Annotated in this window: 19 protein-coding genes; 11 read left to right on the top strand and 8 right to left on the bottom strand. The window is 69.5% G+C overall.

Features of this window, described 5'->3' with window-relative positions; all coding sequences use genetic code 11:
* Positions 1-130: 130 nt before the first annotated feature.
* From nhaA to StrepF001_RS48065, 4 genes are all read left to right on the top strand, one after another.
* Positions 131-1,561: a Na+/H+ antiporter NhaA gene (gene nhaA / locus StrepF001_RS19800; protein ID WP_129799552.1), complete on the top strand. Its 1,431-nt coding sequence runs from the start codon at positions 131-133 to the stop codon at positions 1,559-1,561.
* Between the two features lie 78 nt (positions 1,562-1,639).
* A complete protein-coding gene (locus tag StrepF001_RS19805; RefSeq protein WP_129799553.1) occupies positions 1,640-2,146 on the top strand; it encodes a phage holin family protein in 507 nt (168 codons plus the stop codon).
* The gene (locus StrepF001_RS19810; protein ID WP_129799554.1) at positions 2,143-3,081 is read left to right on the top strand and encodes an alpha/beta hydrolase; all 939 of its coding nucleotides are present in this window, start codon (positions 2,143-2,145) and stop codon (positions 3,079-3,081) included. Before StrepF001_RS19805 ends, StrepF001_RS19810 begins: the two co-directional genes overlap by 4 nt.
* Positions 3,082-3,262: 181 nt before the next feature.
* A complete protein-coding gene (locus StrepF001_RS48065) occupies positions 3,263-3,442 on the top strand; it encodes a hypothetical protein (RefSeq protein ID WP_129799555.1) in 180 nt (59 codons plus the stop codon).
* A gap of 15 nt (positions 3,443-3,457) precedes the next feature.
* Here StrepF001_RS48065 and StrepF001_RS19820 read toward each other — a convergent pair whose 3' ends face one another.
* The 3 genes from StrepF001_RS19820 to nth form a co-directional block, all read right to left on the bottom strand.
* Positions 3,458-4,657 (bottom strand): MarP family serine protease, encoded by a 1,200-nt coding sequence (locus StrepF001_RS19820; protein ID WP_129799556.1) that lies wholly within the window; start codon positions 4,655-4,657, stop codon positions 3,458-3,460.
* A 78-nt stretch (positions 4,658-4,735) separates the two neighbouring features.
* Entirely contained in the window at positions 4,736-5,431 is a 696-nt protein-coding gene (locus StrepF001_RS19825) for a CoA pyrophosphatase (RefSeq protein WP_129799557.1), read from the bottom strand.
* A 94-nt stretch (positions 5,432-5,525) separates the two neighbouring features.
* Positions 5,526-6,614, bottom strand: a complete 1,089-nt coding sequence (gene nth, locus StrepF001_RS19830) for an endonuclease III (protein ID WP_129799558.1) — start codon at positions 6,612-6,614, stop codon at positions 5,526-5,528.
* 278 nt (positions 6,615-6,892) lie between these two features.
* Here nth and StrepF001_RS19835 point away from each other — a divergent pair, with 278 nt between their 5' ends.
* Positions 6,893-7,567: a Crp/Fnr family transcriptional regulator gene (locus StrepF001_RS19835; RefSeq protein ID WP_129799559.1), complete on the top strand. Its 675-nt coding sequence runs from the start codon at positions 6,893-6,895 to the stop codon at positions 7,565-7,567.
* A gap of 159 nt (positions 7,568-7,726) precedes the next feature.
* A complete protein-coding gene (locus StrepF001_RS19840; RefSeq protein WP_129799560.1) occupies positions 7,727-8,548 on the top strand; it encodes a nucleotidyltransferase domain-containing protein in 822 nt (273 codons plus the stop codon).
* Between the two features lie 18 nt (positions 8,549-8,566).
* Here the strand turns inward: StrepF001_RS19840 and StrepF001_RS19845 are convergent, their stop codons facing one another.
* From StrepF001_RS19845 to StrepF001_RS19860, 4 genes are all read right to left on the bottom strand, one after another.
* The gene (locus StrepF001_RS19845) at positions 8,567-9,397 is read right to left on the bottom strand and encodes an MBL fold metallo-hydrolase (protein ID WP_129799561.1); all 831 of its coding nucleotides are present in this window, start codon (positions 9,395-9,397) and stop codon (positions 8,567-8,569) included.
* Positions 9,394-10,263 (bottom strand): NUDIX hydrolase, encoded by an 870-nt coding sequence (locus tag StrepF001_RS19850; protein ID WP_129799562.1) that lies wholly within the window; start codon positions 10,261-10,263, stop codon positions 9,394-9,396. Before StrepF001_RS19850 ends, StrepF001_RS19845 begins: the two co-directional genes overlap by 4 nt.
* Positions 10,264-10,370: 107 nt before the next feature.
* Complete coding sequence (locus StrepF001_RS19855; protein WP_129799563.1) at positions 10,371-10,838, bottom strand: RidA family protein; 468 nt, start codon at positions 10,836-10,838, stop codon at positions 10,371-10,373.
* Entirely contained in the window at positions 10,835-10,996 is a 162-nt protein-coding gene (locus StrepF001_RS19860) for a DUF4177 domain-containing protein (protein ID WP_003975360.1), read from the bottom strand. The genes StrepF001_RS19855 and StrepF001_RS19860 overlap by 4 nt, the downstream gene beginning before the upstream one ends.
* Before the next feature lie 106 nt (positions 10,997-11,102).
* On the opposite strand from StrepF001_RS19860, the gene StrepF001_RS19865 reads away from it, so the two are divergent.
* Positions 11,103-12,080, top strand: coding sequence for an ArsA-related P-loop ATPase (locus StrepF001_RS19865; protein ID WP_129799564.1), 978 nt, complete (start codon positions 11,103-11,105; stop codon positions 12,078-12,080).
* The gene (locus StrepF001_RS19870) at positions 12,077-13,453 is read left to right on the top strand and encodes an ArsA family ATPase (protein WP_129799565.1); all 1,377 of its coding nucleotides are present in this window, start codon (positions 12,077-12,079) and stop codon (positions 13,451-13,453) included. Before StrepF001_RS19865 ends, StrepF001_RS19870 begins: the two co-directional genes overlap by 4 nt.
* A gap of 125 nt (positions 13,454-13,578) precedes the next feature.
* Here the strand turns inward: StrepF001_RS19870 and wblA are convergent, their stop codons facing one another.
* The gene (gene wblA / locus StrepF001_RS19875) at positions 13,579-13,917 is read right to left on the bottom strand and encodes a transcriptional regulator WblA (protein ID WP_167529677.1); all 339 of its coding nucleotides are present in this window, start codon (positions 13,915-13,917) and stop codon (positions 13,579-13,581) included.
* A 418-nt stretch (positions 13,918-14,335) separates the two neighbouring features.
* Between wblA and StrepF001_RS19885 the strand changes: the two genes are divergently transcribed.
* The 3 genes from StrepF001_RS19885 (at position 14,336) to StrepF001_RS19895 (ending at position 17,767) form a co-directional block, all read left to right on the top strand.
* Complete coding sequence (locus StrepF001_RS19885) at positions 14,336-16,621, top strand: transglycosylase domain-containing protein (protein ID WP_129799566.1); 2,286 nt, start codon at positions 14,336-14,338, stop codon at positions 16,619-16,621.
* 168 nt (positions 16,622-16,789) lie between these two features.
* A complete protein-coding gene (locus StrepF001_RS19890) occupies positions 16,790-17,290 on the top strand; it encodes a hypothetical protein (protein ID WP_129799567.1) in 501 nt (166 codons plus the stop codon).
* A gap of 177 nt (positions 17,291-17,467) precedes the next feature.
* Complete coding sequence (locus tag StrepF001_RS19895) at positions 17,468-17,767, top strand: LuxR C-terminal-related transcriptional regulator (protein ID WP_276322831.1); 300 nt, start codon at positions 17,468-17,470, stop codon at positions 17,765-17,767.
* Positions 17,768-18,098: the final 331 nt, after the last annotated feature.

The raw sequence follows: 18,098 nt of genomic DNA on the forward strand, positions 1-18,098 counted from the left end.
GTTCACCGGACCGGTCCGCCGCATCTTAGGTAAGCTAAGAAAAGCGTCAACAACGCAACAGTGATCTCAGGTGCGCCGGGAAGTCTGGTCGGCATGTGCTCCGTGCTGCCCACCGACCGGAGGTCTCGCCGTGACCGCGCCCCTCAACCCTCGCAAGGTATTCGCACGCCTGTCGCTGCCCGAGCGGACCTTCGTCGTGGACGCGCTGCGCACCGAGACCGTCGGCGGTGTGCTGCTGCTCCTCGCCGCCGTCACCTCGCTGCTCTGGGCGAACATACCCGCGCTGCACGACAGTTACGAGACCGTCAGCCACTTCCACCTGGGCCCCGCGGCCCTCGGCCTCGACCTCTCGATCGAACACTGGGCGGCCGACGGCCTCCTGGCGATCTTCTTCTTCGTCGCCGGTATCGAGCTCAAGCGTGAGCTGGTCGCCGGCGATCTGCGCGATCCCAAGGCGGCCGCCCTGCCCGTGGTCGCCGCCCTGTGCGGCATGGCCGTACCGGCGCTCGTCTACACGCTCACCAACATCCTCGGCGGCGGCTCCCTGGACGGCTGGGCCGTGCCCACCGCCACGGACATCGCCTTCGCGCTCGCCGTGCTCGCCGTCATCGGCACATCCCTGCCGAGCGCGCTGCGCGCCTTCCTGCTCACCCTCGCCGTCGTCGACGACCTCTTCGCGATCCTCATCATCGCGGTCTTCTTCACCGAGACGATCGACTTCGCGGCACTCGGCGGCGCGGTCGTCGGCCTCGGCGTCTTCTGGCTGCTGCTGCGCAAGGGAGTACGCGGCTGGTACGTGTACGTCCCGCTCGCCCTGGTGATCTGGGCGCTGATGTACAACAGCGGCGTCCACGCCACCATCGCCGGCGTCGCCATGGGCCTGATGCTGCGCTGCACCACCCACAAGGGTGAGGACCACTCCCCCGGCGAGCACATCGAGCACCTGGTGCGCCCCCTGTCCGCGGGCCTGGCCGTACCGCTGTTCGCCCTGTTCAGCGCAGGCGTCTCGATCTCCGGCGACTCCATGAAGGACGTGTTCACCAAGCCGGAGACCCTGGGGGTCGTCCTCGGTCTGGTCGTCGGCAAGACGATCGGCATCTTCGGCGGTACCTGGCTCACCGCCCGCTTCACCCGGGCCACGCTCAGCGACGACCTCCAATGGGCCGACGTCTTCGCCGTCGCGTCGCTCGCCGGCATCGGTTTCACCGTCTCGCTGCTCATCGGTGAACTGGCCTTCGAGGGTGACACGGTCCTGACGGACGAGGTGAAGGCGGCCGTACTGACGGGCTCCCTCATAGCGGCCCTGGTCGCCGGCACGCTGCTGAAGGTGCGCAACGTCAAGTACCGCCGGCTGTGCGAGGCCGAGGAGCGCGACGACGACCTCGACGGCATCCCGGACATCTACGAGGAGCACGACCCGGCGTACCACCTGCGGATGGCGGAGATCTACGACCGCAAGGCCGCGGAGCACCGCAGGCTCGCCGCGGTCAGGGAGGCGGAGCGACGCGAGCTTGCCGAAGTCGCGGGCGGGGCAGGCGAGGAGAACGACGGTCCGGCATGATCTGACGGGACGGTACAAAAGTCGGGACCGTACGCAATCAGGCATGGACGGACCCGTACGCAGAAGAGGGAGACCGCGATGAGCGCACCCGACGGCAGCCCGGTCGGCGCCGAACGCAGCATCGGCCAGTTGTTCGCCTCGGCGACGACCGAGATGTCGGCGCTGGTGCACGACGAGATCGCACTGGCGAAGGCGCAGATCAGGCAGGACGTCAAGCGCGGAGCGACGTCCGGGGGCGCGTTCGTCGCGGCCGCCGGACTCCTCGTCTTCTCCCTGCCGATGCTGAACTTCGCCCTGGCCTACGGCATCCGGACCTGGAGCGACTGGAACCTCGCGGTCTGCTTCCTGCTGTCCTTCGCGGCGAACGTCCTCATCGCTCTCGTCCTCGCCCTGATCGGCCTCGTGTTCGCGAAGAAGGCCAAGAAGGGCCGCGGCCCGCAGAAGGTCGCCGCGTCGGTGAAGGAGAGCGCGGGCGTCCTGCAGAAGGCCAAGCCGCATCCGCGACCGGATCGCCCGGAACTTCCCGAGCTGCCCCGGGACCGCGTGCCCGAGGCCATCGAGGCTGTGGCACGCTCGTCGTCATGACGGAACCCGACACCCCTTCGGCGCAACCCGCCTCGGTCGTACGACCCGAAGGTCCCTGGCTGCACCGGGACGTCGCGGCGAACGGCGCGCGGTTCCACATCGCGGAGCTGGGCGACGGACCGCTGGTACTGCTGCTGCACGGCTTCCCGCAGTTCTGGTGGACCTGGCGGCACCAGCTGGTGGCGCTCGCCGACGCCGGGTTCCGGGCCGTCGCCATGGACCTGAGGGGCGTCGGCGGCAGCGACCGCACGCCACGGGGTTACGACCCGGCCAACCTCGCCCTCGACATCACGGGCGTCGTACGGTCCCTGGGCGAACCGGACGCCGCGCTCGTCGGCCATGACCTGGGCGGTTATCTGGCGTGGACGGCGGCCGTGATGCGTCCGAAGCTCGTCCGGCGCCTCGCGGTCGCGTCGATGCCGCATCCGCGGCGCTGGCGCTCGGCGATGCTCTCCGACGTCAAGCAGACGGCCTCGAGTTCCCACATCTGGGGGTTCCAGCGGCCGTGGATCCCGGAGCGGCAGCTCCTCGCGGACGACGGGGCGCTGGTGGGCCGGCTGATCCGGGACTGGTCCGGCCCGCGGCTGCCGGAGGACGGGGCCGTGGAGACGTACCGGAGGGCGATCTGCATCCCTTCGACGGCGCACTGCGCCATCGAGCCGTACCGCTGGATGGTGCGATCCCTCGCCCGGCCCGACGGCATCCAGTTCAACCGGCGCATGAAGCGGCCCGTGCGCGTGCCGACGCTGCATCTGCACGGCTCCCTCGACCCGGTGATGAGGACCAGGAGCGCGGCCGGTTCCGGAGAGTACGTCGAAGCGCCGTACCGCTGGCGGCTGTTCGACGGTCTCGGCCATTTCCCGCACGAGGAGGATCCGGTGGCGTTCTCCTCCGAGCTCGTCAACTGGCTGCAGGATCCCGAGCCCGACCGATGAAGCACGCCGGGGCCGCGGCCCCGGCCGGCTGAAAGACCCGAACCCGATCGGCGACCGAGCCGATGCGCCCGGTATGCGGTTCTGAACGCCTGTACTACGAACTGCCAAATGCCTGGCGCATAGGCCAATTGGACGCCTCGGCGGCGGTTATCGACCTTGGGCCAGGGGCAGACGTCGGGGTATGGGCTGGACGCACGACTACAGTGACGCAGCACGCACTCGCCGCTCGGGCAATGGCCTGAGCTCCCACCAGCGGGGCACCCCGCAACTGGCGGGCACGGAACTCAGGGTGGGCATCCCACACATTCTGCGCCGGCGTGCGCGCTGGGTCTCGATGCGCCTGCGTCACCCGCGCGGCTGATCCCTCGAACGGCCCTCACAGGGCGCAGCTGTCGCTGCCCACCTGCTGATTGGCCGTACGCCCCTTGGTGATGTCCTCGCGGATCTCGTCCACGGTCAGCGCGTACCCCGTCTCGGCGTCGTCGAGGGACTTCGCGAAGACCACGCCGTAGACCTTGCCTTCGGGTGTGAGCAGCGGGCCGCCGGAGTTGCCCTGGCGGACGATCGCGTACAGCGAGTAGACATCACGGCGGACCGTGCCCCGGTGGTAGATGTCCGGTCCGTTGGCCGTTATGCGCCCGCGTACGCGCGCGGAGCGCACGTCGTACGCGCCGTTCTCCGGGAAGCCCGCGACGATCGCGCTGTCGCCGCTGGCCGCGTCCTCGGAGGTGAACTCGAGGGCGGGCGCGTCCAGGTCGGGTACGTCGAGTACGGCGATGTCACGCTCCCAGTCGTACAGGACGACCGTCGCGTCGTACCGCCTGCCCTCGCCGCCTATCTGGACGGTGGGCTCGTCGACGCCCCCGACGACATGCGCGTTGGTCATGACCCGGCGCTCGTCGAAGACGAAGCCGGTGCCCTCCAGGACCTTGCCGCAGCTCTGGGCGGTGCCCATCACCTTGACGATGGAGCGCTGGGCGCGGGCGGCGACGGCACTGTTCGCGAGGGCGGGGTCCGGGGGCTGGACATCGGTGATCGGCTCGTTCGAGAACGGGCTGAAGACCTGCGGGAAGCCGTTCTGCGCAAGGACCGAGGAGAAGTCCGCGAACCAGGTGTCGGCCTGTGCGGGCAGGGCCCGGGACACCCCGAGCAGCACCTTGGAGTTGCGCACCTCCTTGCCGAGGGTCGGCAGCGTGGTACCGGCCAGCGCCGAGCCGATCAGCCACGCCACCAGCAGCATGGCGACGACGTTGACGAGGGCGCCGCCGGTCGCGTCCAGGGCGCGGGCCGGGGACCAGGTGATGTACCGGCGCAGCTTGTTGCCGAGGTGAGTGGTCAGGGCCTGGCCGACCGAGGCACAGACGATCACGACGACGACGGCGACCACGGCGGCGGTCGTGTTCACCTCGGAGTTGTCGGTGAGCGCGTCCCAGATGACGGGCAGGGCGTAGACGGCGACGAGGCCGCCGCCCAGGAAGCCGATCACCGACAGGATGCCGACGACGAAGCCCTGGCGGTAGCCCACGATCGCGAACCACACGGCGGCGACCAGCAACAGGATGTCCAGCACGTTCACCGCTTCAAGCCTCGCCTCATCACTTCGCGATCACTCCTGGTCGGCCGGGGGCCCGGCAACAGCACGAGGGCCACCCTGTCATGACCGCCAGTCCAGCGGGACCTGCTTGTCGCGGTCCCACGGCCTCTCCCAGCCCGCGAAGTGCAGCAGGCGGTCGATGATTCCGGCTGTGAAGCCCCACACCAGGGCCGATTCGACCAGAAATGCCGGGCCCCGGTGACCGCTGGGGTGAACGGTGGTCGCGCGGTGGGCGGGGTCCGTGAGATCCGCCACGGGAACCGTGAAGACCCGGGCGGTCTCGTTCGGGTCCACGACGCCGACCGGGCTCGGCTCGCGCCACCAGCCGAGTACCGGCGTGACGACGAATCCGCTGACCGGGATGTAGAGCTTGGGCAGCACACCGAACAGCTGCACACCGGACGGGTCGAGGCCGGTCTCCTCCTCGGCCTCGCGCAGAGCGGCCCACAGCGGCCCGTCCGCCGTGGGGTCGCCGTCCTCGGGGTCGAGAGCACCGCCGGGGAAGGAGGGCTGGCCGGCATGCGAGCGCAGTGAGCTCGCCCGCTCCATCAGCAGCAGCTCGGGGCCGCGCTCGCCCTCGCCGAACAGGATGAGTACGGCTGACTGGCGGCCGGCGCCGTCCGCCGGAGGCAGGAAGCGGCTCAACTGCAACGGCTCGACCGTCTCCACGGCGTGCACCACCGGGTCCAGCCAGGCGGGCAGACCCTCCTTGCTGAGCGTCACCGAACCGCCCTGAGTATGACCCGCACGTGTCATCGCCACCCCCGTCGTCCGCTTACGTCCAACGCCGGACGGCACCGAGATCGTTCCGGCCGCTCCGAGGTCTGTGCAGTGTGCGCCGCTTCTCCCGTCATCCGGCCCCCAGCGGCGGGGCCGGCTTGCCGCCCGCGTCCAGATAGGCCTGCGGGGGCTTCAGCCGCTGGCCGGGGTAGCCGCCCTTCTCGTACTTGAGCAGCTTCTTCGCCTTCTCCGGGTCCGTCTCGCCCTCGCCGTACGCGGGGCAGAGCGGGGCGATGGGGCAGGCGCCGCAGGCGGGCTTGCGGGAGTGGCAGATACGACGGCCGTGGAAGATCACATGGTGCGAGAGCATCGTCCACTCGCTCTTGGGGAAGAGCGCGCCGACGGCGGCCTCGATCTTGTCCGGGTCGCTCTCCTCGGTCCACTGCCAGCGCCGCACCAGCCGCTGGAAGTGCGTGTCCACGGTGATGCCGGGACGGCCGAAGGCGTTGCCGAGCACCACGAACGCGGTCTTGCGGCCGACGCCGGGCAGCTTCACGAGGTCCTCGAGCCGTCCGGGGACCTCACCGCCGAACTCCTCCACCAAGGCCTTCGACAGCCCCATCACCGACCTGGTCTTGGCCCGGAAGAATCCGCACGGCCGCAGGATCTCCTCGACCTCCTCCGGGTTGGCGGCGGCCAGGTCCTCGGGGCCCGGGTATTTGGCGAACAGGGCCGGGGTCGTCTGGTTGACGCGCAGGTCCGTGGTCTGGGCGGACAGGACTGTGGCGACCAGGAGCTGGAAGGGGTTCTCGAAATCGAGCTCCGGGTGCGCGTACGGGTAGACCTCGGCGAGTTCGCGATTGATGCGGCGGGCGCGGCGGACCAGGGCCGTACGGGACTCGTTGCTGGGCGGCTTCGGGGCGACGGTCTTCGTGGGCGGGGCCTTTTTGACGGCGGCAGAGGCCTTCTCGGGGGCGGCGACGACCTTCTTCCGCCCGAGGGTCGCCTTCCGGGTCACGGCGGTGGCCGTCCCGGCGGCCGCGGACTTCTTCGCGGGGGCCTTCTTCGCCGCCGGCTTCTTCGTCGGCGTCTTCTTCGCCGTGGCCTTCTTGGCCGGCGTCTTCTTCGCGGTCGCTTTCTTCTCGGTCGCGCTTTTTACCGACGCCCCTTTTGTCGCTTTTGCCGCTTTCTTTCCGCCATCGGGCTCCTGTTCGCCCACGGCAGAATCCCGACGTACAACCACCCGTGCAGCCCCCTAGGCCTGTGCTCTCACCGGCTATTTGGACACCCGGCCAGCCTAAGGCCCTGCACCGACATCCGCCCTGGACCCCGAAGATCGGCGCCCAATTGGACCCCTGCCGCTTACCTGGGGACAGCCGTGCGGCATCCTTGTGACAGATCACACTGTTTGGTCCGTCCGGCAAAATGGGCACCAGGGTCCCCTGGTACACACGGGGGAGCAAGATTCCCCTGAGCAGGTCGACAAGGAGAAAACTCGTGGACGACGTTCTGCGGCGCAATCCGCTCTTCGCGGCGCTCGACGACGAGCAGGCCGCGGAGCTGCGCGCCTCCATGAGTGAGGTGACCCTCGCGCGGGGTGACTCCCTGTTCCACGAGGGCGACCCGGGCGACCGGCTCTACGTGGTCACCGAGGGCAAGGTCAAGCTTCACCGCACGTCCCCCGACGGCCGCGAGAACATGCTGGCCGTCGTCGGACCGAGCGAGCTCATCGGCGAGCTGTCGCTCTTCGACCCGGGCCCGCGTACCGCGACTGCCACCGCGCTCACCGAGGTCAAGATGCTCGGCCTCGGCCACGGCGACCTCCAGCCCTGGCTGAACGCCCGCCCCGAGGTCGCCTCCGCGCTGCTGCGCGCCGTCGCCCGTCGGCTGCGCAAGACCAACGACGCGATGTCCGACCTCGTCTTCTCGGACGTCCCGGGCCGTGTGGCCCGCGCCCTGCTGGACCTCTCCCGCCGGTTCGGCGTGCAGTCCGAGGAGGGCATCCACGTCGTCCACGACCTGACGCAGGAGGAGCTGGCCCAGCTGGTCGGCGCGTCCCGCGAGACGGTCAACAAGGCGCTGGCGGACTTCGCTCAGCGCGGGTGGCTCCGCCTGGAGGCGCGTGCGGTGATCCTGCTGGACGTGGAGAGGCTGGCGAAGCGCTCGCGCTGAGCGTTGGCAGGCCTCGTTGTGGTCGTCGCCCTGGGGGCAGCCGCCCCCAGGCCCCACTTCGGCCTGAACGGCCTCGTCCTCCAACGCCGGACGGGCTGTTTGACGCCGGCGCGATGAAAATCCACCGCACGTACGGGCCGGCCACGGCACAGTGACCCCATGGCCGGAACCGTTCCCCCCAAAGGCCTCGACTCCCAGGGCTACCTCACCCGCGAGGGCTCCCTCGAGCGCGTCCAGTCCCCCTTCCGTCCCGTCGTCGCCGCCGCCCGGGACCGGCTGCCGGACGTCTTCGGGACGCGGCTGCACAGCGCGTACCTCTACGGGTCGATCCCGCGCGGCACCGCGCGCGTGGGGCGCAGCGACCTGGATCTGCTGGTCGCCCTGTGCGAGGAGCCCGGTGACGCGGACCGCGCCGCCACTCGTGCCCTGGGCGAGGCCCTCGACGAGGAGTTCCCCGAGATCGACGGCGTCGGGACGCTGCTGTACAGCCGTACGCGGCTGCTGAGCGAGCTGGAGACGCACGACCTGGGGTGGTTCGTCGCCTGTCTGTGCACGCCGCTGCTCGGGGAGGATCTCGCCGAGTACCTGCCGCGCTACCGGCCCGATGGCCTCCTGGCCCGCGAGACCAACGGCGATCTCGCCCTTCTCCTGCCCCGCTGGCGCGAGCGGATCGCCGCCGCCGACGACACCGACGAGGCCCGCAGGCCGCTCGTGCGCTTCATGTCCCGGCATCTCGTCCGCACCGGCTTCACGCTCGTCATGCCCCGCTGGGGCGGCTGGACCAGCGATCTGACGGAGATGGCCGAGATCTTCGGCGCGTACCACCCCACGCGCGCGGAGCAGATGAAGACCGCGGCCGTCGCCGGGTACGAGCCGACGGGAGACCCTGCCCTTCTCAGGTCGTACGTCGACGACCTCGGGCCGTGGCTCGCTGGGGAGTACGCGCGCGTGCACGGCGTCAAGGCGCCCCGCCCCGACTGAGCCACCGGGCCGGCCGAGCTAGATGAGCCCGTGCTCCTCGAGGTAGTCCAGCTGCGCCCGTACCGACAGCTCCGCGGCCGGCCACAGGGAGCGGTCCACGTCCGCGTACACGTGGGCGACGATCTCGGCCGGCGTCCGGTAGCCGTCCTCGACGGCCGTCTCCACCTGGGCGAGCCGGTGGGCACGATGGGCGAGGTAGTACTCCACGGCGCCCTGAGCGTCGTCCAGGACCGGTCCGTGGCCCGGGAGCACCGTGTGGACGCCGTCGTCGACCGTGAGGGACCTCAGGCGCCGCAGGGAGTCCAGATAGTCGCCCAGGCGGCCGTCGGGGTGCGCCACGACCGTCGTACCGCGCCCCAGGATGGTGTCGCCGGTCAGGACGGCCCGGTCGGCCGGGAGGTGGAAGGAGAGGGAGTCCGCGGTGTGGCCCGGCGTCGGCACCACCCTGAGCTCCAGGCCACCGACCGTGACCACGTTCCCGGCGGCCAGACCCTCGTCGCCCAGCCGCAGCGCCGGGTCCAGCGCCCGCACCTTGGTGCCGGTCAGCTCGGCGAAGCGGGCGGCGCCCGCCGCGTGGTCCGGGTGACCGTGGGTCAGGAGGGTCAGGGCGATGCGCCGGCCGGCCTGTTCGGCGGTGTCGACGACAGTGCGCAGGTGGCCCTCGTCCAAGGGGCCCGGGTCGATCACGACGGCCACCGAGGAGTCGGGTTCCGCCAGGATCCAGGTGTTGGTGCCGTCCAGGGTCATTGCGGACGCGTTGGGCGCGAGGACGTTGACCGCCCGCGGGGTGGCGGGGCCGGAGAGGACCCCGCCACGAGGCTGGCCGGGAAGGGCGCTTGCGTCCGTCATGCGGGGGCTCCACCGGTCGGGATGTGCTTGGTGAACTCGTCGTGTCCCGGCCAGGCGAGCACGATCTCGTCGCCCTCCAGACGGGCCTGCGCCAGGACGGGCGTCAGGTCGCGGTCCGGGGCCGAGGCGAGCGCCTCGGCGGCCGTGCCGTACGCCGTCAGCTGCCGCAGGGTCGCGATCGTGGGCGGCATCATCAGCAGCTCGCCCTTGTCGTACGACGCGGCCGCCTGCGCGGGCCGGATCCACACCGTGCGGTCCGCCTCCGTGGAGGCGTTGCGGGTGCGCTGGCCCTCGGGGAGGGCGGCGACGAAGAACCAGGTGTCGTAGCGGCGGGCCTCGAACTCCGGGGTGATCCAGCGGGTCCACGCGCCGAGCAGGTCGGAGCGCAGGACCAGGCCCCGGCGGTCCAGGAACTCCGCGAAGGAGAGGTCACGGGCGACGAGGGCGGCGCGGTCCGCCTCCCAGTCCGGGCCCGTGGTGTCGCCGACGACCGAGTCGGGGGTCGGTCCGGCCAGGAGGACGCCGGCCTCCTCGTACGTCTCCCGTACGGCCGCGCAGACGATCGCCTGGGCGGCCGTCTCGTCGACGCCCAGCCGTGTCGCCCACCACGCGCGCGTGGGGCCCGCCCAGCCGACGTGGTGCTCGTCGTCGCGCGGGTCGACACCGCCGCCCGGGTACGCGTACGCGCCCGCGGCGAAGGCCATGGACGCGCGTCGGCGCAGCATGTGGACAGCGGGGCCGGTGCCGGTGTCCTTCAGGAGCATGACCGTGGCCGCGCGCTTCGGGGTCACCGGCGTGAGCGTGCCCGCCGCAAGCGCGCGGATACGGTCCGGCCACTCCGCGGGGTACCACTGACCGTTCGCCATGGGCGCGAGGCTATCCCGTGGTGAGCGGATGTTCGAGAGGCAGTGATCGCCCCGGCTGCCAGGGCGTGCCAGGCCCCGCGATTCCGGCATGATCCGCCGGACACGCCCTAAGGCTGGGTGAGCTCCACCTGGATCTCGACCTCCACGGGCGCGTCCAGCGGCAGCACCGCCACGCCGACCGCGCTGCGTGCATGCACGCCCTTGTCGCCGAGGACCTCGCCGAGCAGCTCGCTCGCGCCGTTGAGGACGGCCGGCTGCCCCGTGAAGTCCGACGCCGAGGCCACGAAGCCGACGACCTTCACGACGCGCGCGATACGGTCCAGGTCGCCCGCGACGGACTTGACGGCCGCGAGCGCGTTCAGGGCGCAGGTACGGGCGAGTTCCCTGGCCTCCTCGGGGGTGACCTCCGCGCCGACCTTGCCGGTGACCGGAAGCTTGCCGTCCACCATCGGCAGCTGGCCGGCGGTGTAGACGTACGGCCCGGTCTGCACGGCCGGCTGGTAGGCGGCCAGCGGCGGGACGACCGCCGGCAGCGCAAGGCCCAGCTCGGCGAGCTTCGCCTCGACCGCGCTCACGCCTGCTTCTCCCGCTTGAGGTAGGCCACGAGCTGCTCGGGGTTGTTCGGCCCGGGCACCACCTGGACGAGCTCCCAGCCGTCCTCGCCCCAGGTGTCCAGAATCTGCTTCGTTGCGTGGACGAGCAGCGGCACGGTTGCATATTCCCACTTGGTCATGGGCCGACTGTATCCGCTGTGGTCGGCGGGGTACGCGGACGCCGGGGGCCGCCGTTGTCCACAGGCCCCGGATTGGTTCCGGCGCGGACTGGTTACGCTCGAAGACGTGAGCAGGCTCCAGGTCGTCAGCGGCAAGGGCGGGACCGGCAAGACAACGGTCGCCGCAGCCCTCGCGCTGGCTCTGGCCACGGAAGGGAAGCGGACGCTTCTCGTCGAGGTCGAGGGTCGGCAGGGCATCGCACAGCTCTTCGAAACGGAGGCGCTGCCCTATGAGGAGCGGAAGATCGCCGTAGCTCCGGGCGGCGGGGAGGTGCACGCCCTCGCCATCGATCCCGAACTGGCCCTTCTGGACTACCTCCAGATGTTCTACAAGATGGGCAGTGCCGGACGGGCTCTGAAGAAGCTCGGCGCCATCGACTTCGCCACCACCATCGCGCCTGGTCTGCGTGACGTACTCCTGACCGGCAAGGCGTGCGAGGCGGTCCGGCGCAAGGACAGGTCGGGGCGGTTCGTGTACGACTACGTCGTCATGGACGCACCGCCCACCGGTCGCATCACCCGCTTCCTCAACGTCAACGACGAGGTCGCCGGGCTCGCCAAGGTCGGGCCGATACACAATCAGGCGCAGGCCGTGATGCGGGTGCTGAAGTCGCCGGAGACGGCGGTTCATCTGGTGTCGCTCCTGGAGGAGATGCCCGTCCAGGAGACGGCGGACGGGATCGCCGAGTTGCGGGCCGCTCGGCTGCCGGTGGGGCGGGTCATCGTGAACATGGTGCGGCCCGGGGTGCTCGACGCGGCCGACCTCGAGTTCGTACGGACCGTTCCGCGGACCGACATCGCGCGGTCGCTGTCGGCCGCCGGACTCGGCGGGGCGCGCCGGGGGCAGAACGCCGAGAAGCTCGTGAACCCGCTGCTGGCGCAGGCCGAGGAGTATGCCGAGCGGTACCTGCTGGAGCACGAACAGCGCTCCGCCCTGGGTGAGCTGGGCCTGCCGCTGCACGAACTGCCGCTGCTCGCCGAGGGCATGGACCTGGCGGGCCTGTACGAACTGGCCAACGAACTGCGGAAGCAGGGGATCGCATGAGTCCGGACCCGGCCCACGCCCCGGAAGGCGCCCGCCATCTCTCCCCCGCGCGCGTGCTCGACCTCGATCCGCTCCTCGACGACCCGCAGACCCGCATCATCGTGTGCTGCGGCTCGGGCGGGGTCGGCAAGACCACCACGGCGGCGGCGCTGGGCCTCAGGGCCGCCGAGCGCGGCCGGAAGGTCGTCGTCCTCACCATCGACCCGGCGCGCCGGCTGGCGCAGTCCATGGGCATCGACTCCCTCGACAACACCCCGCGCCGGGTGAAGGGCATCGACGGCGAAGGTGAACTGCACGCCATGATGCTCGACATGAAGCGCACCTTCGACGAGATCGTCGAGGCGCATGCGGACCCCGGCCGGGCGGCCGCAATTCTGTCGAACCCCTTCTACCAGTCGCTCTCGGCGGGCTTCGCGGGCACGCAGGAGTACATGGCGATGGAGAAGCTGGGCCAGCTGCGGGCCCGGCACGAGTGGGACCTGATCGTCGTCGACACGCCGCCGTCCCGTTCGGCGCTGGACTTCCTGGACGCGCCCAAGCGGCTGGGTTCCTTCCTGGACGGCAAGCTGATCCGCGTGCTGCTGGCCCCGGCGAAGGTCGGCGGCCGGGCGGGAATGAAGTTCCTGAACGTCGGTATGTCGATGATGACCGGCGCGCTGGGGAAGCTGCTGGGCGGTCAGCTTCTGAAGGACGTACAGACGTTCGTGGCGGCGATGGACTCCATGTTCGGCGGCTTCCGTACGCGCGCGGACGCGACGTACAAGCTGCTCCAGGCACCCGGCACCGCGTTTCTCGTGGTGGCGGCCCCGGAGCGGGACGCGCTGCGGGAGGCCGCGTACTTCGTGGAGCGGCTGGCCGCCGAGGACATGCCGCTGGCCGGTCTGGTACTCAACCGGGTCCACGGCAGCGGCGCCTTCCGGCTGTCCGCCGAACGGGCACTCGCCGCCGCGGAAAATCTTGAGGAGCCCCGCATTGTGGATCAGGGGGGAGGGAAAGCTGGTCTTCGTAACTCTCCCGACACGTACGACAGTTCAGAATCTCCCGCTTCCGACCCACCGGCTGCTCCGGACGAAGGTTCCCCCACCGTCACGGACGACGGCTCCCCCGCCGACCCGGACTCGGAGCGATCCGTCGACCAGCTCACCGCGGGTCTGCTGAGGCTGCACGCGGAACGTATGCAGCTGCTCGCCCGCGAGCAGCGCACGCGTGACCGCTTCACGGCGCTCCACCCCGAGGTGGCGGTGGCCGAAGTGGCCGCGCTGCCCGGCGATGTGCATGACCTCGCGGGACTGCGGGACATCGGTGACCGGCTCGCGGCCAACCGGCCGGAGCTGCCTGACGGCGAGGTCCGCGTGTCTGACGGCGGCGCATGAGTGCCTGACGGCGACACATGAGGGGTACAGCCCCGACCTATAAGGGCCCATAAGGACCCATAAGGGGGTACAGCCCCCAACCGCCGGAGGGAAACTCCCCTGAGGGGACGCCGAGGGGACGCCCCTCAGCTCACTGCCGCGTAGTTCTCGTACACCTCGTCGTCGTCGAGGGGTACGAGGCCGGCCCCGCGCTCGTACTCAGTACGCGCGGTCTCGAGGAGCCGACGCCATGAAGTGACAGTGGGCCGCCTGCGCAGCAGTGCGCGGCGCTCCCGTTCCGTCATGCCTCCCCACACGCCGAACTCGACGCGGTTGTCGAGCGCATCGGCCAGACATTCAGTGCGTACCGGACATCCGGTGCACACCGCCTTGGCCCTGTTCTGCGCTGCTCCCTGAACGAACAGTTCATCCGGATCGGTAGTGCGGCAGGCCGCCTGCGCACTCCAGTCGGTTACCCAGCCCATACCGGCGCCGTCCTCTCCCGAATCGAGGCTCCCCCACGGCGGCAGCGGCATATTCACCGCCGCCAGTTGAGGACGTTACGGAAGGTGGGCACAGCGCAACACCCCCAGCGGGCCCAATCTTGAATGGCCCGAACGGACTATGGGTAAGCGGCAGATCACCCGGGGGAGTGAGCCCGCGACATGCGCGACAATCCCGGCATTCCGGGACGGTTCAGCTGAGTCACAACGGACGCCAGGTGACACACAAGGCGGATTCGGACACGCACCCAACACACCTCGGCAAAAAAGACCGAGAGGAACCGGAACGATTCGGGGTCGCCGGACGTATTGATACGTGGCCCTACTGCTGTGACAGTTGAGAGCAGCTTAGGCCAAGGCATATACGCGTGTCCGGCGAATGAGAACGTAGGCTGCCCTCATGCCAAAGAAGCGCTCGGGCGGTGGTCTGTCGCCAACACAGCAGGCCGCCAAGTTCCTCGGTGTCAGTGTGCTCGCGGGAGCCGTCATGGCCGGCATCGCGCTGCCCGCCGTCGGCGCGCTGGGCCTTGCGGCAAAGGGCTCGGTGGAGAGCTTCGACGAGCTCCCGGCGAACATGAAGACCCCGCCGCTCAGCCAGCGCACCACGATCCTCGACGCCAAGGGCGACCACATCGCCACGGTGTACTCACGCGACCGCACGGTGGTCGACCTCAAGGACATCTCGCCGTACATGCAGAAGGCGATCGTCGCCATCGAGGACGCCCGCTTCTACCAGCACGGCGCGGTCGACCTGAAGGGCGTCCTGCGCGCCCTCAACCGCAACGCGCAGAGCGGCGGCGTGGCCGAGGGCGCATCCACGCTCACCCAGCAGTATGTGAAGAACGTCTTCGTGGAGGAGGCCGGCGACGACCCGACGAAGGTCGCGCAGGCCACCCAGCAGACCCTCGGCCGCAAGATCCGCGAACTGAAGTACGCGATCCAGGTCGAGGAGGAGCTGGGCAAGAAGAAGATCCTCGAGAACTACCTGAACATCACCTTCTTCGGCCAGCAGGCCTACGGCGTCGAGGCCGCCGCCCAGCGCTACTTCTCCAAGTCGGCCAAGGACCTCAGCCTCCAGGAGTCGGCGCTCCTCGCCGGCATCGTCCAGTCGCCCAGCCGGTACGACCCGGTGAACGACGAGGCGGAGGCCACCAAGCGGCGCAACGTCGTGCTGCAGCGGATGGCCGATATCGGCAACATCTCCCAGGCGGAGGCCGACGAGGCCAAGGGGCAGCCGCTGGAGTTGAAGATCAGCCGACCGCAGAACGGCTGCATCACCGCGGTGAAGGGCGCCAGTTTCTTCTGCAAGTACGTCGAGAAGGTCTTCAAGAGCGATCCGGTCTTCGGCAAGTCCAAGGAGGAGCGGGCGAAGATCTGGAACCAGGGCGGCCTGACGATCCGCACGACTCTCGATCCGCAGGCGCAGGAGTCGGTCCAGGCCTCCCTCAAGGACCACGTGAACAAGGACGACCAGGTCGCCGCGGCCACCACCCTGGTCGAACCCGGCACCGGCAGGATCCTCGGCATGGGCCAGTCGAAGCCGTTCGGCTACGGCAAGAACGAGACCGAGTACAACTACTCGGTCGACGCCTCCATGGGCGGCTCGAACTACGGCTTCCCGACCGGTTCGACGTTCAAGCCGTTCGTCGCGGCGGCCGCGCTGGAGGAGGGGCGGCCGGTGACGCAGGAGTACCCGGCGCCGTACGAGATGCCCTATCCCGAGCCTGTGCAGACGTGCAGTGGCAAGCCCTGGATGAACCAGAGCGGCGAGACCGTCCCCAACGAGAACAAGTCAGAGGTCGGCCCGTACCGGCTGGAGGAGGCGATGGCCCTGTCGGTCAACACCTACTTCGTGCAGATGGTCGCCGACATCGGCCTGTGCCCGTTGATGAAGATGACCGACAACCTGCACGTCGTCCAGGGCAACGGCGAGAGGCTCCCCGAGGTCCCGGCCATCTCCCTCGGCTCCAAGGGCATCTCCCCGCTGACGATGGCAACCGCGTACGCCGCCTTCGCCTCGCGCGGTATGTACTGCACGCCGATCGCCATCGAGTCGATCACCCAGAAGATCGGCCAGGAGCAGAAGTCGCTGGAGGTGCCGAAGTCGACCTGCTCGCGGGCCATGTCCGAGAAGACGGCCGACACCGTCAACACCCTGCTGCAGGGTGTGGTCGACTCCGGTACCGGCCAGGAGGCCGGCCTCACCGACCGGGACAATGCCGGCAAGACGGGTACGACGGACGAGCGCAAGAACGCCTGGTTCGTCGGCTACACCCCGAACCTGTCCGGGGCGGTCTGGGTCGGCAGCGCCACCCAGCAGGTCCAGATGGAGGGCATCACCATCGGCGGCGTCTGGCACGACAAGGTCTACGGCGGCCAGGTGCCGGGCCCCATCTGGCGGGACGCCATGTCCGGCGCCCTTGTCGGCAAGGAAGCCGGGTCCTTCAACCTCGTCGACATCCCCGAGGACGACGACGAGGACGAGGACCGCGGCGACCGGGGCGACGAGGACAACGACAACGGCAACGGTGACAACGGGAACGGCGGCCTCATCGGTGGCCTGATCGGCGGCGGCAACGGCAACGGTGGCAACGGCGGAGGCGGGGGCTCCGAGCCGGAGCCGACGTTCTCCATCCCGGAGGGCTTCATCCAGGGGCCGGAGAACGGGCCCGGCGGGCGGGATTGAGCGCGGCCCGCTGAACGGGATCCATTCATTTCTCACCCACCAATCGGTCGGCCTGGCGCGATTGCGCCAACTGCTCGAAATGGGCACCCCACCGGCGAAGGCCGTGAAATATTCACTCACGGCACGGCCAGGGGGTGCCCGTTTCCGTTTCCACTCACATGGAGGGCCATGAAAATCCGAACCCGTTTTGGTGTGATATTCGGCACGCTGTTGAGCGCCCTCGCACTCGCCGTCCCGAATTCGGCGACGGCTGCCGCTCTGGCCTGTGACAACTTCGGGTGCGACGGCCACGACCCCAACATCCAGAGCTGGGAGTCCGGCCCCGTCAGCCCGTACGGCCCCTACGATCTCGGCGGTTCCTTCCTGTACGAGCTGCGGTGGGGGAAGACGGACGGCGACCAGTACAGCTGGGCCCGGCTGCACTACATCAGCGGCTCGAACGAGCAGGACTGGAGCGTGTACGTCCAGCGTTGCACCAAGGACCAGTCCACCTGCCACTGGCGGCTCGGCCTGAAGCAGGGCGGCGCCTCGGGCTGGACCGCCAAGATCCCGAGTGGGACGAACTACTACTGGACGCGCACACCGATGTACTACAACCCCTCGACGCACATGATGCGGGCCTGCGTCGAGAGCCCGTCGGGCAAGCAGAGCTGCACGCCCTGGTACTGAGTCAGCCCAGGGCCCTCACGTCGAGGGCCCGACCAGCCTCGGGCGGGATGACGCGATGACGTCATCCCGCCCACCCTTTCGCCAGCCTTTGACTCCATTTATTCGACTCCCCCGGGGCAACAAATCCCATCTAAAATGCCGGATGAAGAGAGGCCGCATACCGCATAGGGGGAAATTTTGACCGCCGACCCGGAATCCTTTGTCGACATTTCCCATATCGACGCCAGTGACCGAAAGATCTTGAACCTCTTGTATGCGGGCCTCAACGACGCTTCGATCGCTCGGCAACTCGCCATAGGGCACCGCACTGTGCAACGCAGAGTTCAACGACTCATGGAGCTGCTGCAGGCCAACGGGCGAGTGGCCCTGGGGGCACGGGCCCAGGAACTGGGTCTGCTGCGCGCACCGCACACGGTCCTCCCCGCCGCACAGTGCGCACACCTACCACCTGTCGTGCCTCGCCCCTACAGCACCTGAGTGCCTGAGTGCCCGCCGAACCGGACCGCCATACGCCCGCAACCGACTCCAACTCGTTGGACTCGTCGGCGACTTCAGTCGTCCCCTCCCTGCAGAAGAGCAGAAATCACCAGCTCGGGACACTTTCAGCACCGGTCGCTCCGGATGGCACGGGGCCGCTGCTCCTCACCGCCATGATCCTCACCGCCATGATCCTCAACGAACGGAGCGTCTCGTTCGGGAACTTCGCGGCCACCGTCGCCGATGCCAGCCAGCCCTTCCGGGGCTGCGGCAGACTTGCGGTCACCGACACTGGGGATTTTCGGACCTGGGCGCCCCTCCTCGTGTCCAC

This window comes from Streptomyces sp. F001, from assembly GCF_004187715.1.
Taxonomy (GTDB): Bacteria; Actinomycetota; Actinomycetes; order Streptomycetales; family Streptomycetaceae; genus Streptomyces; species Streptomyces flavusporus.